Here is a 26,874-nt window from a genome sequence, read left to right as displayed (position 1 = left end):
TGGAGGAATTAAGGTTATGAACAATTTTGATAATTATGAACAAGTCGCGTCAATAAAAGTTATCGGTATTGGTGGTGCTGGTAATAATGCTGTCAATCGGATGATTGAAGCAGGCGTACAAGGGGTTGAATTTATTGTTGCTAATACTGATGCCCAGATTATTAGTGTTTCAAAGTCAAAAAATAAAATTGTATTAGGTAAAGAAACATCAAAAGGGCTAGGGGCAGGTGCTAATCCTGATGTTGGTCGCCAAGCAGCAATTGAATCAGCAGAAGAAATTAAAGACTCTTTAAAAGGGACAGATATGGTTTTTGTTGCCGCTGGAATGGGTGGCGGAACTGGGACTGGGGCTGCTCCTATTATTGCCAAACTTGCAAGAGAACAAGGCGCTTTAACCGTTGGAATTATTACAACGCCATTTTCATTTGAAGGTCGTGCGCGTAATAGTTATGCTATCCAAGGAACCGAAGAACTACGTAAACATGTTGATTCATTAATTATTATTTCAAATGATCGCTTATTAGAAGTAATTGGGGGTGTCCCATTAAAAGATTCATTCAAAGAAGCAGATAATATTTTACGCCAAGGAGTTCAAACCATTACTGATTTAATTGCAGTACCATCCTTAATTAATTTAGACTTTGCAGATATTAAGACCGTTATGAAAAATAAAGGGAATGCTTTATTTGGAATTGGGATTGGTTCAGGTAAAGATAAAGCAATTGAAGCTGCTAATAAAGCAATTATTTCTCCGTTATTAGAAGCATCAATTCGTGGTGCTCGTGATGCTATTATTAATGTTACTGGTGGTAATACCTTAACCTTAAATGATGCTAATGATGCTGTTGATATTGTTAAACAAGCAATTGGTGGCGAAGTTAATATTATTTTTGGAACAGCAGTTAATGAGCATTTAGATGATGAAATGATTGTAACTGTAATTGCAACTGGGTTTGATGAAGATCAAAATTTTACTAATCCAGATAATGGTTATCGTGCTTCAATGGAAGAATACGAAGAACCAGCACCACACCCAACTCGGGACGCTGAGGTTAGTGATGACAATGATCAAGATGTTGCTCGTAAACGGCCAAGTTATTTCACTAATTTATCTGAAAATGTTGAACGTGAAACAGCGAATGCAAACCGTCGGATTAATGTGTGACGAGAACATGTTAATAATAATCAAGTCGTTGAACATGACGATGAAGATGATGATTTACCACCATTTGTTTGTCGTAGTTGATAATAATGAGCATTTTTAAGAAAAAACAACGAAGTATTTACTAATCTCAACCACGAATTGATTTTAATGATAGCCCAACCGAATCAATTGTCCATAGTGATCAACCATTAACAAAACCTGTTCTTGCGTCAGAAACACCCTTTAAAAAGGTAAATTTTGAGCGTGAAAATGAAATACAGCATTCTTCTGAAGTTAGTAGTAACACAAGTGTGCTTACAACTGGTTTTATTGCTGATAGTTATAATGATGCTCCGAAAATTGCTGATTTATTATTGACAAAAGGGCAATTAATTGTTCATTTAGAAAAATTGCCAAAAGGAGAACGGATACGACTATTAGATTTTATTAGTGGTGTGATGTATGCTTTTAATGGTGATGTTCAAAAAAATGAACATAGAACTTATCAATTTACAATTCAAAAAGATGCTTAATAAGACGCAATTATTGCAACATTATCAGCAAGATTATGAATTAATTAATAAAATTAAAGGATGATGTGAACAAGCCCGCCGTGGGCAAGTTGTTAACACAGATTTTCTTGATTTACGTCAAATTGCAATTTTGCAAGCAATCTTGGTACAAGAAAACATTGCTAATTATTTTATTCATAAACCATTAACAAATGGTTTTCGAGCAACAGTTAGTTTTAATGCTAAGCACGATAATGCGGTTATTTTACATGTGAAACAACCAACACCGCATTTTTTTCAACATCATCAGGTGCTTGGCTTTATTTTAAACAAATTACAATTAGAATTGCGAGTGATTGGTGATTTTTATATCACAGCAAATGATTTATATTTAAGTGTTTTAAATAAAATTACGCCAGTGTTTATTAATGCTCCATTAATTATTCAAAAGAAATTATTGGCTTGAACTATTAACCCTGCCCCTGTTGTTATTGAATATCAATTTACTGTTTTTACAAAAACAGTAAAAAGTTTACGCCTAGATGCTGTGGCAAGTGCACTTTGCAATGCTTCACGTCAACAAGCACAAAAATATGTTGAGCAAAATTATGTTTATGTTAATTTTTCGGTGGTAAATAATAAGACTTTTCAAGTTTCTTGTGATATTATAATATCAATAAAACGGTATGGTCGTTTTAAAATTAATGCAGTTTTACCATCAAAAAATCAACATTATCGAATTACAATTGCAAAGTTTGCATAAAGTAGGGGAAAATATGGCAGAACAAGAGAAAAATTTACGGACAGTTATTTATGAACAAAATGAAATTATAGAAAAATTAACATACGATAATCGCCAATTAATGTTGCGTTTACAAGAATTACAACATTTAGAGCATATTTCACGTTATAATATTGAAAAATCACGCGAAGCATTTGAAATTGCAAGTCATAATGCAGGACGGATTATTATGAAAGCAGTTGATTTTTCTTATGCTTTTAAAGAAGAAATTGCAGTATTACTTGATGACATTGATCATAAACGGCATAATCCCCAGAATGTGTTAAAAGTAATTGATGATTTTTTAGAACGAAATAAGCGCATTTATGCCTTTTCCATTAACGATGGTGAACGAATTACAGAATTGATTAAAAAAGAAATTATTAACAAAATTAAATAAATAGTGTAATATTTATTTATAAGAAAACAAACCACGGTTATTTGCTCGTTTTATTACAGCAATATTAGGATAATGTGAACTAATCATAAAAGACAAATAATTATCTCTTGTTTTTATAATTTAAAATTAAGAAAAAAAGGTAAATATTATTGCATATTTATAAAGTAAGATGGTACCGTTCATTTGCGCTCTTATAGTCTTACTTTTTTTATGACAGAAAGGAAAAAAACTGATGAATTATAAAGATACATTATTAACTCCCAATACCTTATTTGAGATGAAAGCTAACTTGGCAGGAAAAGAACCACAAATTCAGTTAGAATGACTTAAAACGAATGTTGTTTCAGCGCGCTATCAACATAATGCTAGCAACCAACCCTTTATTTTACATGATGGCCCTCCTTATGCAAATGGGGATTTACATGTTGGTCATGCGTTAAACAAAATTTTAAAAGATTTTATTGTTCGTTATTATAATCAAAAAGGATTTTATAGTCCGTGAATTTGTGGTTGAGATACGCATGGTTTGCCAATTGAAACTGCTGTTGTTAAAAGCGGGGTTGATCAGAAAACAACTCCACCAGTTGCCTTTCGACAAATTTGTCGCCAATATGCTTTAGACCAAATTGAAAAACAAATTACGCAATTTAGTCGGTTAGGTTTATTTAGTGATTTTCAGCAAAAATATGTGACATTAGATTTGGCATATGAATTAGAACAATTACGATTATTTCAAACAATGGTCCAAAAAAAATTAGTTTATCGGCAATTAAAGCCAATTTATTGATCACCTTCAAGCGAATCAGCTTTAGCGGAGGCAGAAATTGAATATGCTGATTTAACATCGCCATCAATTTATGTAACTTTTACAGTGACAACAGGAAATAAGGTGATTAAACCAGGAACAAAATTTTTAATTTGAACAACAACACCATGAACAATCCCAATGAATCAATTATTAGCGGTTGGAAAAGATGTTGTTTATGTTGAAGTCCTTGTTGAAGGTGAAAAATACTTATTTGCTAAGGCTTTATTTGACGAGTTACAAACATTATTAAATTTGAAAAAAGTTAAAATTGTGCAAGAAGTGGTTGGCGCCAAATTAGTTGGAATTATTACAAAACATCCTTTATATGACCGCGATAGTCCTGTTGTACTTGGCCACCATGTTACTGTTGAAGCTGGAACAGGAATTGCCCATATAGCATCGGGATTTGGTGAAGATGATTATTTGATTGCCCGCGCTAACAATGTTCCAATCTTTGCACCATTAGATGATGCTGGAAAATATACTGCAGAAGTAGCAGATGATAGTTTAGTTGGTGTTTATTATGAAAATGTGAATAAAATGATTGGCCAACGATTAGAACAAAATGGTGCTTTGTTAAAATTAAAATTTACAAAACATCGTTATCCAATTGATTGACGAACAAAAAAACCAGTTATTTATCGCGCAACAGCACAATGATTTGTTTCAATTGAAAAAATTAAACCAGAATTATTAAGAGAAATTAAACAAGTACAATGAAATCCACAATGAGCAGCAAAAAGAATGGAAACAATGATTGAAAATCGTCAGGATTGATGTATTTCTCGCCAAAGATTATGGGGTGTACCAATTATTGCCTTTTACGATGAAAATAATCAACCACAATTTACAACAGAATTAATTGAACATGTAATTAATTTATTTGCCAAAGCAAAAACAACTGACATTTGATTTGAATGAAGTGCTGATCAATTGTTGCCACCAGCTTATCAAAATCGCAATTGACGGAAAGAACAAGATATTATGGATGTTTGATTTGATAGTGGAGTTAGTAATTTAGCAGTAACAAAAGAATATCATTTACCCTATCCCGTTAATGTTTATTTGGAAGGAATTGACCAATTTCGAGGATGATTTAATTCATCGTTAATTACTTCGGTTGTTGCGACAGGTCATGCTCCTTATGAAGTTGTTTTATCACATGGTTTTGCTAATGATGAAAAAGGGCAAAAAATGAGTAAATCATTGGGAAATGTTATCTCGCCATTAGCAATTACTGACCAGTATGGAGCTGATATTTTACGAATGTGAGTAGCTTCGGTTGATTATCGTGATGATGTTAAAATTGGTCCAGAAATTTTAAAACAAATTGCGGAAGCTTATCGAAAAATTCGTAATACATTACGGTTTTTATTAGCAAATTTAAATGATTTTAATCCAGCAACTGATTTACAACCAAAATTAGCAGAAGTTGATTATTATGTGTTACATTTAGCGCGTGAATTTCAACAAAAAGTAAATAAAAGTTATGAAGAATTTAATTTTAATAATGTTTATACTTTAATTAATAATTTTGCTACAACAACATTATCAAAATTTTATTTAGATTTTACAAAAGATATTTTATATATTGAAGAAATTAAATCACCACGTCGTCGTGCGGTACAAACAACATTATATTATTTATATCGGATTTTAGTTGATGTTTTAAAACCAATTATTCCGCATACAGTTGAAGAAAGTCATCGCTTTATTACATATCCCCGCCAACAAAGCTCGGTTCATTTAGAAGAAAATTTTGTTTTAACAATGGCTATTAATAATAAATTAATTGCAAAATGAGACCAAGTGTTGAAGTTACGAGATGATGTTAATAAAGAATTAGAACGTCGTCGTGAACAAAAAGAAATTAAAAAATCATTAGAATGTCAAGTAACGATTGCTTTAAAACCAGCATATGCAAGTTTAGTAACAATTAAGAATTTATATCAAATTTTTATTGTTAGTGAAATTATTTTTACTACTGACCATCAGAACTTAACGGAATATGAAACTAGTTATTTAAAAGTTCAAGAAAAAGCTGGTTTAAAATGCCAACGTTGTTGAATGATTTATAATCATTTAAATGTCCAAAATAATGAAATTTGTGATCGTTGTTTTAATGTTTTATCGGTAAAAAATGTGTGATAATGTATAAAACAAAAAAGGAGTCAAAAGAAAATGAAAGAACGAACAAAACAATTTTGATATGATTTTAAAGACCATTTTAAAAATCGGGATTATATTTGAAAATATAAACTCCAAGTTTGTCTACCAATTTTTATTTCGTTATTAATGTTAGATATTATTACGAAGCAATTAGCTTTTCATTTATTGTCCCATGACCCAGTAGCTCCCGAAGTTAAATTTCTGGATGGATTTATTAATTTTAAATTTATGGTTAATAAAGGAATTGCTTTTGGGACAAATGCTGATAATCTTCCGCTTGTTATTATTGGCGCAGTTTTTATTACTTTGCTTGCACTTATTATTTTTTTATATATTAATAATAAAACTGCTGCTGTTGGTTTAATGACGATTACAACTGGTGGGTTTGGTAATTTAATTGACCGCATGTGAAACCATGGGGGGGTAGTTGATTTTCTAGCATGAATTTTATTTCCCCCTTATAGTGTGTTTAATTTAGCTGATACTTGAGTAACCTTTGGTGTTATTGTCTTAATTCTTGCTATTATTATTGAAATTATTCAGTTTTATCGTGAGCGAGCACGAAGCAAACGCGAAGAGCATTCTGATCCAAATGACTAAGGTTACCTTTACTGTTTCTTCATCAGCTCGAATTGATAAAATTTTAACTGATTATTTTAAAACAAATCCCACTCCTTTTTCGCGAACTAAAATCCAAGCATTAATTAAACAAGAGAAAGTTCAAGTTAATGGACAAGTTGTGCCGGCAAATTATGTTAGTCAAATTGGAGACCATGTTAGCATTGAATTTTCAAATCCTAAAGCAAGTGAATTAACACCAATGCCAATCCCATTAACAATTTTGTATGAAGATAGTTATTTAATGTTGATTGATAAACCAAATAATTTAGTTGTTCATTCAGCACCAGGACATCAGAATGATACTTTAGTTAATGCTTTATTAGCACGAGGAGTGCAGTTGTCAACCGCTAGTGGTGAGCAACGCCCTGGAATTGTCCATCGCATTGATCGCCAAACGACAGGAACTTTAATTATTGCTAAAAATGATGTTGTTCATCATCAACTACAGCAACAAATTCAAACAAAGCAATTACAACGCCGGTATTTAGCTATTGTTCATGGTCAAATTATTGAAAATCGAGCTAAAATTGATGCGCCAATTGGACGCGACCCTAATAATCGCAAGAAAATGACAGTTACAGCAAAAAATTCTAAAAAAGCAGTAACTAATATTATTGTAATTGAACGCTTTAATGATTATACTTATATAGAGTGTGAATTAGAAAGCGGACGAACTCATCAAATTCGAGCCCATCTAAAATACATTAATCATCCTATTTTTGGTGATCCGTTATATGGCACAGCCGCTGATAAAAAAGAAAGTTTTGGACAATATCTGCATGCGTATCAATTAATATTTATTCATCCAGTTACTAAAGAAGCTCTGACCATTACAGCAGCCTTACCACAAGAGTTTGAACAAAGATTAGCAATATTACGCGCGAAAGGATAGAAAACAATGAGTTTTGATAAAGATAAGTTATCTCTAGTTGATTATTTTTTAAAACAAGAAAAATACAATGTTTATAAAAGTAAATCACGCAATAATAATAATAATAATAATAATAATGTTTATTTATATAAATTTGATAGTAAAGAATTTCAAATTATTAAAATTATTGATAATTTTAGTGGTGAATTTAATGACTTCATCATTAATGATGAAGTTGTGCAAACATTAAAGACTTTTTTAAATAAAAAATTTCAACGCGCAAAACTTACTATTTTATCAATTGTTTTAATTGAAAATCGTTCGCAAATTTATAAAGATGATAGTGGCGATGTAACATTATTTGTTGATAAAAATAATTATTTTGACCGTTTAAGTACTTATTATCCTAACATTACAATGTTGCAAGAAAATAATGAAAATGATACTTCAATGGCTGGTATGACAACTGAGGAAATTTTAGATGGGATTAAAGACCCTAATAGTAAATTAACAAAAAATTTAAAGCAACTAAGTGATAAATTAAGTGTCAATAACCTTGGTGTTACGTGAGTTTTAATTGCTTTATTATTAATTATTCCAATTGTTGGAATCTTTTTTGGTGCGCAAATTTTTAATACCCAAGGCTTAAGTGAAGGAGCAACGCAATTAGTTTATGGCGGGGTTACTCGTGATTTATTAATTTGAAATAATCAATGATGACGATTATGAACATATGTTTTATTTTCAAGTAACCCATTGTTAGTAGTTTTAAATTTATTTATGATTTTTAGTGTTGCTCGTTATGCAGAAGCTCTTTTGGGGCGTTGACGATTATTAATCATTTTAGTAGTTGGAATCCCCTTAGCCGGAGTATTTTTAGAAGCCGTATTACCAAATTGAATTTTTGGCGGATCAACTATTTTATTAGCAATTTTATGGGGAAGTTTGTTTAGTTATAACTATGGTAAAGAAGATTTAGGTGCGTTAATTACAAACCAACGAACTTTAATTATTATGCTTTGGTTGCTAATAATGCCAATATTTTTAGGTTATTCATTTTATTTAATTAATTTTGTTGGTTTTTTTGTTGGTAGTGCGATTGGTTATGGTTTAGAATTTAATCGTTCACATCGTGTTAATTGAACAATATTATATCCAGTTTTTATTATTGCAACAATGATAGTGGTTAGTACAATTGCATTATTATGAATACGTTATGTCCCGCCCTATAATCGTGCTGTTATTGATGCATTATTAAGTTATTGACGTGCGGGTTTAATGGAAAAGAGTGCAATTGAGGAAATGTTAAATAATTATTATTTTTATCCAAGAGCAAATTGACCAATCTTTTTGTTACAAAGTCAGCCTAGTTTTAGTGATATCTTTTCCAATTTTAAAGGAGGAATCTTTAATTTATGACAACAGTAACAGGGAAAAAACGTAATGATTATTTATCATGAGATTATTTCTTCTTAAGTGTTGCGCATTTTTGTGCAATGCGAAGCAAAGATCCACATACACAAGTTGGGAGTTGTGTTGTTAACCAAATTGGGCAAATTATTGCCGACAGGTTATAATGGTTTACCCCGCGGTTTAAATGATGATGATTTTCCATGAGAGCACGCACGGGAAGGGGAATATTTAGAAACAAAATATCCTTATGTTGCTCATGCTGAATTAAATGCCATTTTAAGTGCACGAACAAATTTAGAAAATTGTCGAATTTATACAACTTTATTTCCTTGTGTAGAATGTACAAAAATCATTATTCAGGCTGGAATTAAAGAAGTTATTTATGATGATGAAAAATACGAAGGCAGAGATGATAATCAAGCAGCAAAGCGAATGTTTGACCAAGCACAAGTGCATTATCGCTGCTTACCAGTTATTAATGTTATAGTAGAACGACAAAAGGAAAAATAATTAAATTTACAAATAAAACTATAAATTATCAAATATTAGCAAAATCTTTTATTAACTTATTTTTATAAAATATTAGAAAAAGAAAGGTTTTTAAGATGAAGCATTTTTTTACAGATCGGAAATTATTAATTTATCGTATTATTGGTATTATGTTAATTTTTTCTTTTTTAGTTTGTGATTTTATTTTATCGTTAAAAACAAAAAGTGGCATTTATGGGCAGTTACCAGGTTATGGAGAGCGCTTAAGCCATTATTATTCATATTTTACAACGCAAACAAATTATCTAGTTTTTGTTTATTTTGTTTTTTATTTATTTCAAAAAAAATTTAAAAATACAAAACCAGATTTTATTATTCGGTTAATGGTAACAGTTTATATTACAATGACAATGCTAGTATTTTGATTAGGATTAGCAGTTCAAGGTGATATAGTAACAAATATGAGTGTTTATAAATGAATTTCGACATTTATTTTGCATACCATTATTCCTATTGCAATGATTTTAAGTTATATTGTTACCGCTGGTGATACATTTTACAAATTTGAAACCCATCATAAAACTAATTATTGATTAATTTGTTTATATCCAACACTATATTTAATTTGTATTTTAATTCGTGGTTATATTCGTCATAGTGATCACCAACCAGACAATACTATATTTCCTTATTTTTTCTTAAATTTTTATTCAACAAATGGTTTTGCCTTGTTAGCTGTTGGTTCAGTGTTAATTTTTACCTTATGTACTTCATTTCAATATTTTTATATTTGAATTAATAACTTATTTTATTTTCGTAAGCAAATTAAAGAAAATAATATTACCAAAGTTGATCAAATTAAAATTATGATAAATATTAAACAACATCGCCAATTAGATCAAAAAGGTAAAATTGCTATGATTCTAGCGATTGTAGTTGCTATTTTTAATATTATTTTTTCGGTTTTATATTATGTTTATCGTGATATGTGGTCAAAAATCTTAAATTATCCTTATCAAAAAGAACTTGTGTTAGCTTTTAGTATTATTATTAGCATTTTTAGTATTATTACCTTAGTTTTTTCCATCTTAGGATTAAAAAATCTTTATTGAGCTCGAATTTTTGTTGGCTTTTGTTCAATTGCTTTAGTATGTTTTAATTGAATTTGAATTATTGGTCCTGTATTTGATATTGTAATTGCAACATTATGTTTAAATAATCATAAATATTCGAAAGCAGATTTGGATGCTTATTTAGCAACACATCAGCAACCATTAAAATATAAAGCAAAAATAATTCCTAATGAAATAATTGCCATTGATGAAGATGAAAAATAATCCTTCTAGAAAGATTATTTTTTTGTTAAATTAAAATGCTCTTTTAAAAATTGAGTGTAAGTAGTTGCTGGTAGCATTTCTTTATATTTACGTGCCCGCGCTTTAACATTTTCACTAGCCCCTAATGGGAAAGACAAATGATATTTTGTTTCAAGTTCATTAATTTTAATTAGAAAGGCGGCACGACTTAAAATCGCGCTACAAGCAATGGCTAATGATTTTTCTTCTCCTTTAGTAATAAAATTAAAATTAAAATCAAGGTTATCTTTGATAATTGTACTCGTTTTAGTTTTTTGTAAATATTCAAAATATTTTGTTTGATTAACAAATTGGTCAATAAAAATTGTTTTATTATTCAACTGGTGTTTTGTTAATAATTGGACTAAAGCTTGATTATGGGCTAAGGTTTTAATAATATGGGCGTTTTGATATTTAGTATATCATTTGTTATAAAGTTCATTATTAATAATAATAGTAACACTTTTGACCATTTTTTTAATTATTGGGGCTAAACTTAAAATTTGCTGTTTTGTCATCTTTTTACTATCCTTAATTGGTAACTTTGTTAATTCATTAAAAGTTGCAAGAGGAAGATAAGAAGCGGTAACAACTAGCGGGCCAAAAATATCGCCAACACCAACTTCATCGTTACCAATCACATCTTTTTGAAAATATGTGACTGGAATAGAAACATTTTTATTTGGTAAAGGACTGGTTAAGGTTGGAAAAAAACGTTTTGCTTCTTTTTCAGCTTGATAGCCTTGATAGCCTTGGAACAAAACACTATTTGTTTTATAAATTGTAATAATAATCCCATTTTTATTAAAAACATTAGCTTTATTGGAATCTGTATTATGAATTGCATAATTTTGATAAGCAGTAATAATTGCTTTAATAATTGTGAAATTAACTTTCTTAAAACTGATATTATTCATATGATGGCCCTCATTATTTTCTTTTATAAAATTATTATATCGTTTTTCAACCTTTTTTGTTAAAATATTAATAAGTTATCAAACGGAGGAAAAAATTATGATTAAAAATGTTGGTATTGATATTATTCAAAATAAACGAATTAAATTATCGACAGCATTCATTCAAAAAGTATTAAGCCCAGTTGAAATAAAACAATATGCAGCTTTTTTTTATAAAAATGCTCAACGACAATTTTTAGCAGGACGATGATCGGTAAAAGAAGCTTTAATTAAAGCATTAGAAAGTAAGTTAATTTTAAACCAAGTAACAATTTGTTTAAAAGATGATAATAACCTTCATGTTGAAGGACTTTCATTAAAACAAAATGAACTTGTTCATGTTTCAATTAGTCATGAGCGAGGGTATAGCGTTGGCTTTGCCATTTTTTCAACTTTTTAATAATTGTTTTTCTTTTTTTCTGCAAAAGTATAGTATAATAATAGTGGAGAAATTTACAAAAAGGGGAGAGACCATTAATGAATTATTCATTTGATGATATATTATTTAAAGACTTTTGTAGTAACCCTTTTATTCGCCAATGAATTCTTGAAAATAGATATGTCAGTGATGGTGTCTTTAAGTTATTTTTATGAATGTTTATTTTTGCTGCCTTTTTTTATTTACAATTATTTCATCATGAATTTTTTTACTGGAATGGCAACACTTTTTAGGACACTTTTTATATAGACATTTGTTTTCTAAAAGTAACTGGAGATAAATAATTTAAACTGCCATGAATTCGAATATTGTTATATCAATGCACAAAATCAAAAAGTTCGTATTTTAATTGTGTTAAATTTTTAAATTTTTTACCCTTAATAAATTCAGTTTTAAAAGTTTTGTAAGTTGTTTCAGCCACAGCATTATCATAAGGGCAGCCTTTATTGCTTAATGATCTTTTAATATTAAAAGTTATTAAAATTTCATCAATGATTTTATTTTTAAACTCATTACCACGATCAGTATGAAATAGAGTTATTTGATTTAATGGTCGTGTTATTTTATGAAAAGCTTGTTGGACCAGTTCGGCTGTTTTATTCGGCCCAGCACTATAACCAATTATTTCACGATTAAACAAGTCAATTAATAAACAAATATAATGTCATTTAGTGTCAACTTGAACATATGTTAAATCACTAACAATAACTTCATTAGGTTTTTTGTTGTTAAATTGACGATTTAAAATATTATTAATTTGGTCATTATTGACTGTTGTTTTATGATTATGATATTTTAATTTGGTGTATTTAGAAACCAAATTATTTTTGATCATAAATAATCTGATTTTTCGCCGCGATAAGATGATATCTTTTCTGTTTAAAATAACTTTAATTTTGCGAGCCCCATAAATTTTGCGACTTTTATTAAAGGCACTGATAATTTCTTGTTAATAATTATTAACTTGCTTGTTAATACATTTATTAGTTTGATAATAATACGTTGATTTTGATAAACCCAAAATCTTACATATTTTCCTAACTGAATATTTATTTTTGTTGTTATTAATTATTGTTATTTTTTGGCCATTATCAGTGCGGCTTGCTTTAAAATGTCATTTTCCATTTTCAAGTCTTTAAGTTCTTTTCGTAAAGTTATTATTTCATTTTCTTCTAGTGTGCGATTGTCTTTCGCTTTAAATGAACCAGAATTATTATAATTTTTAACTCAACTATAAATAGTTGGTTTTGGTAAATTATATTCTTGCCCTATATTAATAACACTTTTACCATTTTTATATAGCATGACAATTTGTTTTTTAAATTCTTCAGAGTATGAAGTTTTATTTCCCATTTTTATATTCCTTCTTTCTTAATAATTTTATCTAATTTTGAAGTCTATATAATTATGGTCCTAATAATTGTAGCCTATCCAGTTCATAATTTAAATGACTTCAATACGTAAAATGATCACGAAAAGCATCAAAACTAGCACGACATTTTTTGCATAAATATTTTTGTTTTCCTTCAGGATTATGACCATTTTTAACACAATAAAAAGATTGACAATTAGTACATTTAATACCTTTATCCCTAAATTTTTGATCAATTTCATTTAAGCGTTTTTGTTTTTTAATTAATTCTGCTTCTTTTTTGACTTTTTCATGAAATTCTAAAAATTGATCATCTGTTAAACTATTTATTAATTCTTCAATTATTTTTTCCATTAATTATTCACCTCTTATATTAAAAATATACCTAATTTTAGGTATATTTTATAAATATTAAATATCAATAGTTTTCTACAAAATTAAAGCATTTTTATTTTAATTTTGTAGAAAACTCTTGATGAAATAAAAAAAATCATCAATATGATAACTTTAAAAGAAAATTATATAAACTTTTAATATTGTTATTTAACTTTTTTATACGTTAAAATATAATACCGATGATTGTTGGTTTGGTGTTAAACCTTTATGCTGGTATTTTCATTTTCAGAGATTTAAATAATTTTGAATGTTCGTGAAACCTAATCCATGATAATGAATTAAGGATTCTTTAAGATTTGATTGTAATTTACTAATTTTATTTAACTTCCGATAACTAGCATCAGGATTTGTACTAGTTTTAGTTGCTAATAAAATAGAATTTGTTTGTTTTGCTACTAATAAATATAATGGTTGCATGTCAGAAATAATAATTGAATTTTCTTTGATTAATTGTTTATTAATATTTTCAATAATTCACTGTTTTTGTAATCGTTTTGTGTCGGTTGATTTAACATAAATATTATTATTGCTATCAACAGCCATTTGAATACAACATTTAGTGTTGGTTGAAAATGAATTGAATCAAGATGAATTTTTCTTTTATCAAATTTATCTTTAAAATTACCTTTGTGGATTTCTTTAATAAATGTTTCATCGATTTGAATTTGGCCATTTAACGTTTTAAATTTTAATTGGGTGTTTTCTAATTGTTTTGATTTCATTATTTTTTGGCGATTATATCAAGCGGTTTTCGGTGATGTTTTAATAAAGCGGGAAATCATTTTACTAGATTGCCCTAATAATGAAATTTGAATCAATAAATTTGATAGCATTACAAAAGTTGAGATTTTACAAAAAAATATAAATAAAAACAACTAAACAAATTAAATAAATTTACTAAAAACCTAATATTAAGCATTTTTTTTGCATTACTTAATTAATAAGTAAATTTAATTTTGTTTGTTATACTTACAAACCTCAACTTTTTTCTTACTATCATAAATTTCACTGTTCATAATTTAAATGACTTCAATACGTAAAATGATCACGAAAAGCATCAAAACTAGCACGACATTTTTTGCATAAATATTTTTGTTTTCCTTCAGGATTATGACCATTTTTAACACAATAAAAAGATTGACAATTAGTACATTTAATACCTTTATCCCTAAATTTTTGATCAATTTCATTTAAGCGTTTTTGTTTTTTAATTAATTCTGCTTCTTTTTTGACTTTTTCATGAAATTATAAAAATTGATCATCTGTTAAACTATTTATTAATTCTTCAATTATTTTTTCCATTAATTATTCACCTCTTATATTAAAAATATACCTAATTTTAGGTATATTTTATAAATATCAAGAGTTTTCTACAAAATTAAAGCATTTTTATTTGTTTGTTTAAAAAAAATATGTTATAATTTTACTGCTTGTATTCAATAAAATTAATGATATACAATACACATTTATGGATTCATTTGCCCGGTGCTATTTGTTTTAATAAGATAGTGGTAAATGTTAGAAATAAATGGATGTTTTAACGAAAAGGAGAATTAAATAGAAATATGGCAAAAGAATTAACAAGAGAAATGTTATGAGAAGCTAGTGCTCAATTTGGTCATCAAACAAAACGATGAAATCCAAAAATGAAACCATACATTTATGGTGAAAAGAATAAGATTCACATTATTGATCTACAACAAACATTATGAAGAATAGAAGATGTTAAAAAATTAATGGCAAGCATTGCTGCACGTAAGGGAAAAATATTATTTGTTGGAACAAAAAAACAAGCCAAGTGGATTGTCAAGGATGCAGCGGAACGTTGCGAATGTTTTTATGTTAATCAACGTTGATTAGGAGGAACATTAACAAACTTAAAAACAATTCATTTGCGTGTTAAAAGATTATGAAATATTGAACGTCAAGAAAAAAATGGGGAATTAAAATTATTACCAAAAAAAGAACAAATGTTAATTAAAAAAGAAAAAGACAAATTAGAAAAATTCTTAGGTGGAATTAAAAGGATGAAAGAATTACCACAAGCATTATTTGTGGTTGACCCAAAAGAGGAACATATTGCGGTTCGGGAAGCACGCAAATTACGAATTCCAGTAATTGCTATTTGTGATACAAATGTTGACCCTGACCCAATTGACTATATTATTCCAGCAAATGATGATACTTCACGCTCAATTGCAATTATTACTCATCATATTGCTGATTTATATGGTGATGCAATGCGAATTAAAATGCCAGAACCTCAATTTAAACCAAATGAATTTACGCGCCGTGATGGTGATGACAATCGTAATTCACGTGGTGGACAATATGATAATCGAAGAATGAGTGGAAGAAATGAACGTAGAAAAGAAACATATTCTGCACATAAAGCACAACCTTCAAGAAAAGAAGAGGCGCCTGCTGCAGCAGAACCTGTCGCAGTCAAAGAAGAATCTGTTCCGCCACCACCAAGTTTTAATTTCGATACAATTAATGTAGTTGATAATGATTTAGAAAAAACATTATCAAAATTAAAAGTTGATGAATTAGAAATTCTTAGTGAAGGATTTGCTTTACCAAAAGCAAAAAAAGCTGAAATGGTTAGTGAATTAAGTAAACATTTAACAATTGTTGATAATAAAATAGTAAAAAAATAACATAAAAATTACATTGTATTAACTGGTTAGTTTCAATACAAGCACCCTTAAATTTGAAAGGAGAATTAGGATGGCAGTTACTGCACAATTAGTAAAAGAATTAAGAGATAGAACAGGAGCCGGAATGCTAGATTGTAAAAAAGCATTAGAAGCTACTGATGGAAAGATTGAAGAAGCAATTACATGGTTGCGTGAAAAAGGAATTACCAAAGCGGCCAAAAAATCTGATCGAGTTGCTGCTGATGGATTAGTTGGTTTAGTAACTAAAGTTGATAAAACAGTTATTTTCGAAGTTAATTCAGAAACCGATTTTGTTGCAAAAAATAAGCAATTTTTAGATTTAATGGCAACCGTAGGAGAAACTTTAATTAATAATGAACCAAAAACTGTGGAAGATGCATTAAAAATATCAGTTAATGGTGAACCATTAGAAACTGTTATTGTTCATGCTATTGCAACAATTGGTGAAAAGATTACTTTACGTCGTTTTAAAACAATTCATTTAAAAGCAGATCAATCGATGGGAGTTTATTTACATTCTAATAATCGCATTGCAACTGTTTTAATTTTTAGTGGCAAAATTGATGAAACAATTGGAAAACAATTAGCAATGCATGTTTCTGCAATGCGTCCACAATTTATTTCGCGTGATGACATTTCAACGGATTTTTTAAATAGTGAAAAAGCAATTTTAACTGCTGAAGCAAAAAATGATCCAAAAAATGCTGGAAAACCAGATAATATTTTAGAAAAAATGGTTGAAGGGCGTTTAAACAAACAATTAGCAGAAATATCATTTTTAGACCAAGTTTTTGTTGTTAATCTTGATCAAAAAATTAGTGATGTTATAAAAGCAAATAATGTTAATGTTGTTAATATGATTCGTTATGAAGTTGGCGAAGGAATTGAAAAAGAAGAAGTTGATTTTGTTTCAGAAGTAATGGCACAAGTTAGCAAGTAAGAATCATCGCGATAGGAAGGAAAGCCTAAAAATGGAAAATACTGAAAAAGGAACAATAATTGCAATCTCGATGGCATCATTTTTATTTGTTGCAGTTAGTTTATCAATTATTAGTTATTTAATTAGTTTTACAAAACGAGAATTTAAAGCACGTTTTATTAATAAAAAAATTTTAATTATTTTATTTACAGTGTTAGGAATTAATTTACCAGTTGTTATTCTTGGATTTTTATTCCAGTTTGTTATTGTTTTATCGACAACTGCACCGTTAATTATTATGATTGTGTTATCTTTTGGTTTGACAGTTGGGGTAGGAGTTTATATTTTCTTATTTTTACAACTAATTGCTGTTGGAATTGATGAAAAAGAAATTGCTTTTTTAGGAGAACGAATTTTAATTCGAAAAATTACTCGTGTCCAACGCAATGATAAAACAAATCAATTAGTAATTTATCATACCGAAGGAACCCGTAGTAAAAAGAAATGTCGTTTTTCATTAGCAAGTCAAGCGGGACAATTTATAATTAATAATGTTAGTTTATTAAATCAAGAAATTATGCCATTTGTTCCAGAACAGACCAAACCAGAATTAAAAGTTAGTGAACAAGAAGTAAGTGAAAGACCAGTTTCTGAATCAAAAGAAGCTGAAAAAACAAAAAAAGATTAAAAACAAGACTGCACCCCAAAAAGTAAGTAAAATAAAAAAAGATTTTGCTAAATTTTTATAGAGGGTGCATTTTTATATGACAAAAAAAGGCAATGGAATGGCAAGGGTTTTTTGGACAAATTTTATGTAGAATAATAATTTCTGTATTGCACTAGTGTTAAATAATTTAGTTTGCTATTAATTCGAATATTATTGTACCAATTAATGTAATAAAATAATTCTAATTTAAACTGCTCAACGTTTTTAAATTTATTATTTTTAATAAATTAAGTTTTAAAAATTTTGTATGTTGATTCCGCAACAGCATTGTCATAAGGACAACCTGGTTTACTGTAAGATTTTTGAATCCCATTTTTAACTAACAGGTTATAAATAAGATTATTATTGAATTCACTGCCTTGATCAGTGTGAAATATTTTAATATTGCTTAATGAAAATTGAAGTTTATTAAAGCTGCTTTCAACTAATTTGACATTTTTGTGTAAACTAACATCATAACCAATAATTTCTCGATTAAATAAATCAACTAAGAAACAGACATAATATCATTTGTTACTAATAAAAACATAGGTTAAATCACTGGCAACAACTTTATGTAGTTTATAACTATCAAAATCTTGATTTAACAAATTGTTATATTTATATGTAACATCAGTTGTATTTGAATGTTTGTATTTGATTTTTGTATAATTTGAAATTAAGTTATATTTTTTCATTATGTTGCTGATTTTTACACGAGATAACATGATATTTTGCTGAGCTAATATAACTTTAATTTTGCGTGTTACATAATTTTTACGACTTTTTAGAAAAATACTGATAACAGCATTATCAATGTTTTGAGTATTCTTGGGATTATTTGCTTTTAATTGATAGTAATATGTTGATCTAGCAAATTTCAATGTTTTACATAAATTAATAATTGGATATTTTTCTTCGTTATTTTTAATGATTGCTATTTTTTGCCGATTATCAGTGTTGCTTGCTTTAAAATGTCATTTTCCATTTCTAATTGTTTAACTTTTTTACGTAATTTAATTAATTCGTTTTCTTCTGGCGTTCTATTGTCTTTAGCTTTAAATGAGCCCGAGTTGCTAAATTGGTGAGCTCATTTCCAAACAGTAGATTTACCAATTTGATAATCATTGACTAATTGTTCAGGAGTTTGACCCATTTTGTAAATACCAACAATTTGTTGCTTAAATTCATCAGTATAATGATTCTTTGCCATAATTACACCTCCATTGTAGTTTAATTATAAATATTTACTCTACATTATTGTTGTCCAATTTATCTTAACCCATCCACAACAAAAATTACTGGCCAATTGAAATTTAATGCAAAAGTAACAGCTACTACAGAAACTCAATAAGAGTTACCTTTTCTTATTTAGAACAAAATAAAAAAACACTTACAAAGTGTTTTTTTATGCTTTTTAGTTAAAAAAATCTTTACAATCATAGAATATCAACTAAAATTAATATAAACAAGATGAAAAAAACAAAAGAGAAGGAGAAAAAGCATGCTTAAAAAAATTGGAATTTTAACATCTGGTGGTGATTCACAAGGAATGAATGCGGCGATTGCAGGGGTTATTAAAACAGCACATGCCAAAGGATTAGAAACATATATTATTCGTGATGGTTATTTAGGATTAATTAATAATTGAATGGAAGTTGTTGATACTCATTTTGCGGATAATATTATGCGTTTAGGGGGGACTGTGATTGGTAGTGCACGCTTACCGGAATTTAAAGACCCAAAGGTACGAGAAAAAGCTGTTGCTAATTTAAAAAAGCAAGGAATTGCAGCATTAGTAGTTATTGGTGGTGATGGCAGTTATCAAGGTGCGCAACGGTTAACAGAGATGGGAATTAATTGTATTGCTTTACCAGGAACAATTGATAATGATATAACTTCATCAGATTATACGATTGGTTTTGATACTGCAATTAATATTGTTGTTGAAGCAATTGACCGCTTGCGTGATACAATGCAATCACATAATCGTTGTTCAATTGTGGAAGTAATGGGTCATGCCTGTGGTGATATTGCTTTATATGCTGGGATTGCTGGTGGAGCAGATATTATTTCAATTAACGAAGCTGCTTTATCTGAGACAGAAATTGCTGAACGGGTTGCAACATTACATCAAATACAAAAACGAAGTATTATTATTGTTGTTAGTGAAATGATTTATCCCGATGTTCATAAATTAGCAAAATTAGTTGAAAGTAAAAGTGGTTATATTACCCGCGCGACAGTTTTGGGTCATACCCAACGAGGTGGTAATCCAACGGCAATGGAGCGTTATCGCGCTTTTCAAATGGCACAATTTGCTGTTGAACAAATTATTGCGGGAGCAGGTGGTTTAGCAATTGGCAATCACGGTGATCAAATTATTGCTCGCCCAATTTTGAAAGCATTAAGTATTCCACGACCATCACGGAAAGAAATTTGAGATAAATTTGATGAATTAAATCAGAATATTTATCAAAAATCATAATTTTACGATAAAATAAGGTGGTAAAATATTTTTAGAAGGAGATTGTCAAGAGAATGGATAACTTTAATATTAACGAGAAAATGAAAAGAACAAAAATTATTACAACAATTGGGCCAAGTACCCATTCGGCGGGAGCCCTTGAAGAACTGTTTAAAGCAGGAATGGCCACAATTCGATTAAACTTTTCACATGGAGATCATGCTGAACAAGGAGCGCGAATTGTGTGAGCACGAGAAGTTAGTGATAAAATTGGTAAACCAATTTCAGTATTATTAGATACGAAAGGGCCAGAAATTCGTGTTGGAATAATGAAAGATGGGAAACAAGAAATTGTTGCTGATGCAACAGTTACGATTTATTCATCACCAAAGGAATATCAAAGCCGCGAAGGAACTGGAACGGAAATCACTGTTTCATATGATATATCACAAGACTTAAAAGTTGGTGACGTAGTGTTAGTTGATGATGGGAAATTACAGTTAAATGTTACTGGTGTTAAGCCAGGAATTATTGAAACAAAAGCTTTCAACCATCATATTGTTAAAACAAATAAACGAATTAATTTACCGGGGGTCGACTTTACATTACCATTTTTAGCTGAAAAAGATATTAATGATATTAAATTTGGAGTTGAACAAGGGATTGATTATATTGCAGCATCGTTTGTTAATACAGCTGGTAATATCAAAGAAATTAGAAAATTATTAAAAGAGTGTAAAGCTGAACATGTTCAAATTATTGCTAAAATTGAATCACAAATTGGAATTAATAATATTGATGAAATTATTGCCGCATCGGATGGAATCATGGTTGCGCGGGGAGATTTAGGTTTAGAAATTCCTTATTATGATGTTCCATATTGAGAAAAAATTATTATTCGTAAATGTCGTGAAGCAGGAAAAATTGTTATTGTTGCAACACAAATGTTAGAAACAATGACAGAAAATCCATCGCCAACGCGAGCAGAAGTTACTGATGTTTATTTTGCAACAGAATTAGGATCTGATGCAACAATGTTATCGGGTGAATCAGCAAATGGTGACTATCCATTTATTACTGTTCATACGATGGCAATGATTAACAAACGAGCAGAGCATGAATTTTATTCAAAATTATATTATGAAAAGCAATTAGAAGACGCTATGAATTCAACAACAGGACCACGCGCTGATATTGCTAAAAAATTAGCAAATAAATGTAAAGATGGAAAATATGAATATGCTGTTGTTGTTTCAAACACCGGAGAATTATTAAAAACAATTTCAAAATTTCGCCCGAATGTGGTAATTTTAGGAGTTAGTCCACTGCCAGAATTGTATACTTCCTTTGGATCATGACATTCAATTTTTATGAATAAAGTTGATAATTATGAAGCATTTAAAACAGATGAGAAAGCAATTTGTGAAGTTGCAAAAAAATGGGGAGCAAAAATTGGTTCAACAATTCTATTTGCGCGCAACGAAGAACTTAAAGAAATTACAATTAAATAATTAAACTAGTTACCCATGGTCTAATCTTCCTCTTTTCTCAACAAGTTAAGGATGATGGAAGCTTAATAAAAGAACGATTAGATTACTAGTAACAACGGTTAGTTTACGTTTAAGCACTTTTCGTTATTAAGTGTGAAAGATAAATTAGGTTAAATCCTAATTTAATTAGGATGGTGCCGCGAAGAACTCGCTCCTAGTATTATTGTTTTAATAATATTGGGAGCGAGTTTTATTTTTAGGAAAGGAAGATTACAAATGATTAAAATTACATTACCAGATGGGCAAGTTCGTGAATTTAAAACTCCACAAACAATTCATGCTATTGCCAGTAGTATTGCATCAAGTCTGGGGAAAGCTGCCTTTGGTGGGATTTTTGCTGGTCAAATTCGTAGTTTAGACTATTTAGTAACAACTGATGGGACATTAGAAATTATTACTGATAAATCACCACTAGCCTTATCAATTTTGCATAATACAACAGCATTAATAACAGCAAAAACAATTACTAATTTACATCCAACCGCTAAAATTGCTAAAATTGTGGTACAAGATGATACCTTTTTAATTGACTTTGATGTTGAACCACATTTAAAAGAAACCGATCTTATTGCTTTAGAACAGGAAGCAACAAAATTAATTAATAATAATCTTGCTATTACACCTGTTTTAGGGACACTGACCGATGCAAAAAAATGATATAGGGATAATCATTATTTATTAACTTTTTGTCCAGAAACAGGGTCAGAACAAGCCGGATACTTACTTGGCAATGAATTGTATTTGCCAAATACTTATCCAGTTACAAGTTTAAAACATATTAAAGTATTAAAACTTTGAAGTTTAGCAGGAGCGTATTGACAAGATGATGCTAAAAATAAAATGTTGCAACGATTAACTGGAAGTTCACATTTTTCGCGTGAATTATTTGAACAAATATTATTAGCATATGAAGAGCGAAAAGAGCGCGATCATCGTAAAATTGGAAAGGATTTAGAAATCTTTACTTTTGATAAATTAGTTGGACCTGGTTTACCAATTTGGTTACCAAATGGGATGGCATTAAAAAAAGTACTACAAGAATATATCCGAGAAAAAGAATGAGAATATGATTTTATTGAGGTTGATACACCAGTTATTGGAACTAGTAAAATTTATAAAATTTCTGGTCACTGGGATCATTATCAAGAAAATATGTTTGCACCAATGGCACAAGATAATGAAATTAGTGTTTTACGGCCAATGGCATGTCCGCACCATATTGCTGTTTATAATTATAAACAACGTAGTTATCGTGAATTACCATTACGGATTGCTGAGCATGCCATTTTACATCGCTATGAGACATCTGGAAGCTTAACAGGACTCGAGCGAGTACGAATGATGCAATTAACTGATTCACACATCTTTTTACGTCATGACCAGTTAAAAGAAGAATTTAAACGTTGTTTTAAATTAATTAATGAAGTTTTAACAGATTTAAAAATTACTGTTGATTATTATTCATTGTCATTACGTGATCCAGCAAATAAGGAAAAATATTATGATGATGATCAAATGTGAAATCATGCTGAACAAATGTTACAAGAAGCATTAGATGATTTAAAAATTCCATATGTACAAATGATTGGCGAAGCAGCGTTTTATGGGCCAAAGTTAGACATTCAAATTAAGACAGCATTAAACCATGAAATTACTGTTTCAACTCTACAATTTGATTTTTTATTACTAAAAAAATTTAATTTAAGTTATATTGATGAAACAGGAGCAAAAGCAATGCCAGTAATGTTACATCGTGGTTTAATTGGAACTTATGAACGTTTTATAGCAATTTTATTAGAACAAACAAAAGGGGTTTTACCATTTTGATTAGCTCCAAAACAAATTGTCATAATCCCAGTTAATAATGAGCATCATTTGGAATATGTTAATGAATTACATCAGCAATTTAAAAAGTTAAAATTACGTACAATGATTGATGATCGTGATGAGCGTTTAAGTTATAAAATTTGAGAAGCACAAGTTGCTAAAATTCCATATCAAATTGTGATTGGTAACCAAGAACGGGATAAAAAAATGATTACTTATCGAATTTATGGGCAAGAAGACCAAATTACTACTACTTTTGATAAATTTATTATTTTAATTAATGAACAAATTGTTAATAAAGTTTAAAAAAATATTTTTTCCAGGAAAATTATATTTCCTTTTTTTAGCCCCCAAAATTATGATAAACTAAAAGTGGAGAAAACTTTTTAATGGATAAATATTTGCTAATATTTATGTTTAATTTTCGTAATAAATATTAAAGCAAAACTAGTATTATGATGTTAGGTCGTTTAACTAAAAAGGATTGTTACTTTAATTGTTATTTGCATCAACAATTAAAATTGTTATAAATTTACAATTAATCAAAAACAAGTATTTTGTTGTATTAATTAATTTTAAGAAAAACAATTGCCCTCTATTTGATAACATAACTTTAACTTTATTTTTAACACAAGATATTTGCTAGTTTATTGTATTTATGATAAGGTTAGAATAATATGAGAAAAATTGGCGAAGAAATGGCAGTTAATCTTTTTAAAATTGATTATTTACAATTATGTTTTTCTGATTTAGGTTCAAATTATATTAAACAATCAGAAATGACAGATATTATTTTATATCAAAATGAAATCCAAGTTGATAAATTACGGGTTAATTATCATCAAAGACATTTAGAAAAAGAATGAGATTCATTTAAACTTAAAATTGTTAATCCAACTGTAGCAACAGAAGTTTTTAATGTTTGTTTAAATTTAAATTTTGCTCTAACAAACAAAATTAAGGTTCTTTGTAAATTAAAGCCTCAGGGAAAAATGATTATACGTTGTATCGCAAGGTATTAGTCAAATTATGCCATCTTCACCAGTTTCTTTTGAAATTAATATTTTAAATCAAACGTATTAAAAAAATATCTATATTGAAAATTTTTGTTTAAAAATGATTTTTAATAATAATCATTTATATATTATTTGTTATTTAAAACAAATAATATTTTTTAATTATATTTTTCTTTATTAATAAAATAGTCGGTGCTATTTAGAACGGAGGAATTATAAAATTAGTAAATTATTAACAACAACTCCGCAAGAAGATGTGTTTTATTTGCCAGCAGAAACAAGTAATCATTTGCAAACTTGAATGATATGACCATATATGAAAGATAATTGACAGAAAAATGCTTTTCCGGCGCAAAAAATTTTTGCATTAGTTGCTAAAATTATTAGTAATTATGATGAACCAGTCCAAATGATTGTTAATGAACAGAATTATTTACGAGTTAAAAAAATGCTAGCAAATAGTAATATTAATTTAGTAAAAACAAATTATTATGATAGTTGGGCACGTGATATAGGAGCACTTTATTTAATAAAAGAAAAGGGAGAACGCCGTGCAGTTAGTTTTGAATTTAATGGCCGAGGAATGCAAAATAGTTTAATGTTAAAAGCAAAACATTTTAACTGAGACTATAATGTGGTTAATAACGTGGCTATTACAATGGCAAATACTAGTGGTGTTGATTATTATGCTTGTCCGTTGGTGCTAGAAAGTGGGAGTGGATAGGCTACAATTATTAGGACCATAATTATATAGACTTCAAAATTAGATAAAATTATTAAGAAAGAAGGAATATAAAAATGGGAAATAAAACTTCATACTCTGAAGAATTTAAAAAACAAATTGTCATGCTATATAAAAATGGTAAAAGTGTTATTAATCTATGGTAAGAATATAATTTACCAAAACCAACTATTTATAGTTGAGTTAAAAATTATAATAATTCTGGTTCATTTAAAGCAAAAGACAATCGCACACTAGAAGAAAATGAAATAATAACTTTACGAAAAGAACTTAAAGACTTGAAAATGGAAAATTACATTTTAAAGCAAGCCGCACTAATAATGGCCAAAAAATAACAATAATTAATAACAACAAAACAAAATATTCAGTAAGAAAAATATGTAAGATTTTGGGTTTATCAAAATCAAAGTATTATTATCAAACTAATAAATGTATTAACAAGCAAGTTAATAATTATGAACAAGAAATTATCAGTGCCTTTAATAAAAGTCGCAAAATTTATGGGGCTCGCAAAATTAAAGTTATTTTAAACAGAAAAGATATCATCTTATCGCGGCGAAAAATCAGATTCTTTATGATCAAAAATAATTTGGTTTCTAAATACACCAAATTAAAATATCATAATCATAAAACAACAGTCAATAATGACCAAATTAATAATATTTTAAATCGTCAATTTAACAACAAAAAACCTAATGAAGTTATTGTTAGTGATTTAACATATGTTCAAGTTGGCGCTAAATGACATTATATTTGTTTATTAATTGACTTGTTTAATCGTGAAATGATTGGTTATAGTGCTGGGCCGAATAAAACAGCCGAACTGGTCCAACAATCTTTTCATAAAATAACACGACCATTAAATCAAATAACTCTATTTCATACTGATCGTGGTAATGAGTTTAAAAATAAAATCATTGATTAAATTTTAATAACTTTTAATATTAAAAGATCATTAAGCAATAAAGGCTGCCATTATGATAATGCTGTGGCTGAAACAACTTACAAAACTTTTAAAACTGAATTTATTAAGGGTAAAAAATTTAAAAATTTAACACAATTAAAATACGAACTTTTTGATTTTGTGCATTGATATAACAATATTCGAATTCATGGCAGTTTAAATTATTTATCTCCAGTTACTTTTAGAAAACAAATGTCTATATAAAAAGTGTCATAAAAAGTGTTGCCATTCCAATAATTTAAAAATTGTTAATAAACAACAATTACCTTATCATTT

General features: G+C 28.6%; 26 protein-coding genes and 3 pseudogenes. 20 read left to right on the top strand and 9 right to left on the bottom strand.

All coding sequences use genetic code 4. The features are described 5' to 3' along the window. Window positions 1-16 precede the first annotated feature (16 nt). From ftsZ to AAHM76_RS06035, 10 genes and pseudogenes are all read left to right on the top strand, one after another. Window positions 17-1,249, top strand: a complete 1,233-nt coding sequence (gene ftsZ / locus AAHM76_RS06080) for a cell division protein FtsZ (protein WP_342255761.1) — start codon at window positions 17-19, stop codon at window positions 1,247-1,249. Window positions 1,250-1,455: 206 nt separating this feature from the next. Next, window positions 1,456-1,677: a cell division protein SepF gene (sepF, locus tag AAHM76_RS06075; protein ID WP_342255760.1), complete on the top strand. Its 222-nt coding sequence runs from the start codon at window positions 1,456-1,458 to the stop codon at window positions 1,675-1,677. Continuing rightward, on the top strand, window positions 1,670-2,419 hold the full coding sequence (locus tag AAHM76_RS06070; protein ID WP_342255759.1) for a S4 domain-containing protein: 750 nt from the start codon (window positions 1,670-1,672) through the stop codon (window positions 2,417-2,419). Before sepF ends, AAHM76_RS06070 begins: the two co-directional genes overlap by 8 nt. 13 nt (window positions 2,420-2,432) lie before the next feature. Beyond that, a complete protein-coding gene (locus AAHM76_RS06065) occupies window positions 2,433-2,837 on the top strand; it encodes a hypothetical protein (protein ID WP_342255758.1) in 405 nt (134 codons plus the stop codon). 232 nt (window positions 2,838-3,069) lie between these two features. Continuing rightward, the gene (ileS, locus tag AAHM76_RS06060; RefSeq protein WP_425289428.1) at window positions 3,070-5,796 is read left to right on the top strand and encodes an isoleucine--tRNA ligase; all 2,727 of its coding nucleotides are present in this window, start codon (window positions 3,070-3,072) and stop codon (window positions 5,794-5,796) included. 30 nt (window positions 5,797-5,826) lie between these two features. Next, the gene (lspA, locus tag AAHM76_RS06055; protein ID WP_342255756.1) at window positions 5,827-6,414 is read left to right on the top strand and encodes a signal peptidase II; all 588 of its coding nucleotides are present in this window, start codon (window positions 5,827-5,829) and stop codon (window positions 6,412-6,414) included. Then, a complete protein-coding gene (locus AAHM76_RS06050; protein ID WP_342255755.1) occupies window positions 6,407-7,327 on the top strand; it encodes an RluA family pseudouridine synthase in 921 nt (306 codons plus the stop codon). Before lspA ends, AAHM76_RS06050 begins: the two co-directional genes overlap by 8 nt. A 6-nt stretch (window positions 7,328-7,333) precedes the next feature. Next, on the top strand, window positions 7,334-8,734 hold the full coding sequence (locus AAHM76_RS06045) for a rhomboid family intramembrane serine protease (RefSeq protein ID WP_342255754.1): 1,401 nt from the start codon (window positions 7,334-7,336) through the stop codon (window positions 8,732-8,734). Continuing rightward, window positions 8,722-9,229, top strand: a pseudogene (locus AAHM76_RS06040) (deoxycytidylate deaminase). Before AAHM76_RS06045 ends, AAHM76_RS06040 begins: the two are co-directional and overlap by 13 nt. Window positions 9,230-9,324: 95 nt before the next feature. Beyond that, entirely contained in the window at window positions 9,325-10,545 is a 1,221-nt protein-coding gene (locus tag AAHM76_RS06035; RefSeq protein WP_342255752.1) for a hypothetical protein, read from the top strand. A 14-nt stretch (window positions 10,546-10,559) separates the two neighbouring features. On the opposite strand, the gene rnhC is transcribed toward AAHM76_RS06035, so the two are convergent. Continuing rightward, window positions 10,560-11,480: a ribonuclease HIII gene (gene rnhC, locus AAHM76_RS06030; RefSeq protein WP_342255751.1), complete on the bottom strand. Its 921-nt coding sequence runs from the start codon at window positions 11,478-11,480 to the stop codon at window positions 10,560-10,562. Window positions 11,481-11,577: 97 nt separating this feature from the next. Here rnhC and AAHM76_RS06025 point away from each other — a divergent pair, with 97 nt between their 5' ends. Continuing rightward, a complete protein-coding gene (locus tag AAHM76_RS06025) occupies window positions 11,578-11,919 on the top strand; it encodes a holo-ACP synthase (protein WP_342255750.1) in 342 nt (113 codons plus the stop codon). A 280-nt stretch (window positions 11,920-12,199) separates the two neighbouring features. Here the strand turns inward: AAHM76_RS06025 and AAHM76_RS06020 are convergent. From AAHM76_RS06020 to AAHM76_RS08625, 5 genes and pseudogenes are all read right to left on the bottom strand, one after another. Beyond that, window positions 12,200-13,311 (bottom strand): annotated as a pseudogene (locus tag AAHM76_RS06020) (IS3 family transposase). A 52-nt stretch (window positions 13,312-13,363) separates the two neighbouring features. Beyond that, a complete protein-coding gene (locus AAHM76_RS06015) occupies window positions 13,364-13,684 on the bottom strand; it encodes an IS1/IS1595 family N-terminal zinc-binding domain-containing protein (RefSeq protein WP_342255749.1) in 321 nt (106 codons plus the stop codon). A gap of 198 nt (window positions 13,685-13,882) precedes the next feature. Next, window positions 13,883-14,269 carry a hypothetical protein gene (locus tag AAHM76_RS06010; protein ID WP_342255748.1) on the bottom strand — a complete coding sequence of 129 codons (387 nt, stop codon included), beginning with the start codon at window positions 14,267-14,269 and terminating at the stop codon, window positions 13,883-13,885. After that, window positions 14,173-14,544, bottom strand: coding sequence for a hypothetical protein (locus AAHM76_RS06005; RefSeq protein WP_342255747.1), 372 nt, complete (start codon window positions 14,542-14,544; stop codon window positions 14,173-14,175). Before AAHM76_RS06005 ends, AAHM76_RS06010 begins: the two co-directional genes overlap by 97 nt. A gap of 175 nt (window positions 14,545-14,719) precedes the next feature. Continuing rightward, the gene (locus AAHM76_RS08625) at window positions 14,720-14,884 is read right to left on the bottom strand and encodes an IS1/IS1595 family N-terminal zinc-binding domain-containing protein (protein WP_425289479.1); all 165 of its coding nucleotides are present in this window, start codon (window positions 14,882-14,884) and stop codon (window positions 14,720-14,722) included. 407 nt (window positions 14,885-15,291) lie between these two features. Between AAHM76_RS08625 and rpsB the strand changes: the two genes are divergently transcribed. The 3 genes from rpsB (at window position 15,292) to AAHM76_RS05990 (ending at window position 18,014) form a co-directional block, all read left to right on the top strand. Next, on the top strand, window positions 15,292-16,386 hold the full coding sequence (gene rpsB, locus AAHM76_RS06000) for a 30S ribosomal protein S2 (RefSeq protein ID WP_342255746.1): 1,095 nt from the start codon (window positions 15,292-15,294) through the stop codon (window positions 16,384-16,386). A 70-nt stretch (window positions 16,387-16,456) separates the two neighbouring features. Next, window positions 16,457-17,347, top strand: coding sequence for a translation elongation factor Ts (gene tsf / locus AAHM76_RS05995; RefSeq protein ID WP_342255745.1), 891 nt, complete (start codon window positions 16,457-16,459; stop codon window positions 17,345-17,347). A gap of 31 nt (window positions 17,348-17,378) precedes the next feature. Then, window positions 17,379-18,014, top strand: coding sequence for a hypothetical protein (locus AAHM76_RS05990; protein WP_342255744.1), 636 nt, complete (start codon window positions 17,379-17,381; stop codon window positions 18,012-18,014). Window positions 18,015-18,136: 122 nt separating this feature from the next. Here AAHM76_RS05990 and AAHM76_RS08620 read toward each other — a convergent pair whose 3' ends face one another. From AAHM76_RS08620 to AAHM76_RS05980, 3 genes are read right to left on the bottom strand one after another with little or no spacing between them, the layout of a single operon-like run. Further along, window positions 18,137-18,220, bottom strand: a complete 84-nt coding sequence (locus AAHM76_RS08620; RefSeq protein WP_425289478.1) for an IS3 family transposase — start codon at window positions 18,218-18,220, stop codon at window positions 18,137-18,139. 60 nt (window positions 18,221-18,280) lie between these two features. After that, window positions 18,281-18,928: an IS3 family transposase gene (locus tag AAHM76_RS05985; protein WP_342256854.1), complete on the bottom strand. Its 648-nt coding sequence runs from the start codon at window positions 18,926-18,928 to the stop codon at window positions 18,281-18,283. A 41-nt stretch (window positions 18,929-18,969) separates the two neighbouring features. Next, window positions 18,970-19,245 (bottom strand): hypothetical protein, encoded by a 276-nt coding sequence (locus tag AAHM76_RS05980; RefSeq protein WP_342255743.1) that lies wholly within the window; start codon window positions 19,243-19,245, stop codon window positions 18,970-18,972. Window positions 19,246-19,536: 291 nt separating this feature from the next. On the opposite strand from AAHM76_RS05980, the gene pfkA reads away from it, so the two are divergent. The 6 genes and pseudogenes from pfkA (at window position 19,537) to AAHM76_RS05950 (ending at window position 26,802) form a co-directional block, all read left to right on the top strand. Beyond that, window positions 19,537-20,520: a 6-phosphofructokinase gene (gene pfkA, locus AAHM76_RS05975; protein WP_342255742.1), complete on the top strand. Its 984-nt coding sequence runs from the start codon at window positions 19,537-19,539 to the stop codon at window positions 20,518-20,520. Window positions 20,521-20,573: 53 nt separating this feature from the next. After that, window positions 20,574-22,010, top strand: coding sequence for a pyruvate kinase (gene pyk / locus AAHM76_RS05970; protein ID WP_425289427.1), 1,437 nt, complete (start codon window positions 20,574-20,576; stop codon window positions 22,008-22,010). Between the two features lie 255 nt (window positions 22,011-22,265). Then, window positions 22,266-24,182 (top strand): threonine--tRNA ligase, encoded by a 1,917-nt coding sequence (gene thrS / locus AAHM76_RS05965; RefSeq protein ID WP_342255740.1) that lies wholly within the window; start codon window positions 22,266-22,268, stop codon window positions 24,180-24,182. A 371-nt stretch (window positions 24,183-24,553) separates the two neighbouring features. Next, window positions 24,554-24,898 (top strand): hypothetical protein, encoded by a 345-nt coding sequence (locus tag AAHM76_RS05960; protein ID WP_342255739.1) that lies wholly within the window; start codon window positions 24,554-24,556, stop codon window positions 24,896-24,898. 259 nt (window positions 24,899-25,157) lie between these two features. Beyond that, window positions 25,158-25,616 (top strand): agmatine deiminase family protein, encoded by a 459-nt coding sequence (locus AAHM76_RS05955; protein ID WP_342255738.1) that lies wholly within the window; start codon window positions 25,158-25,160, stop codon window positions 25,614-25,616. A 74-nt stretch (window positions 25,617-25,690) separates the two neighbouring features. Further along, window positions 25,691-26,802 (top strand): annotated as a pseudogene (locus tag AAHM76_RS05950) (IS3 family transposase). The last annotated feature ends 72 nt before the right edge of the window (window positions 26,803-26,874 follow it).

Origin of the sequence: Spiroplasma endosymbiont of Poecilobothrus nobilitatus (assembly GCF_964030655.1) — a bacterium.
Lineage (GTDB): Bacteria > Bacillota_I > Bacilli_A > Mycoplasmatales > Mycoplasmataceae > Spiroplasma.
Note: the sequence above shows the minus strand (reverse complement) of the source record. Positions and strands in the feature narration are given on the sequence as shown.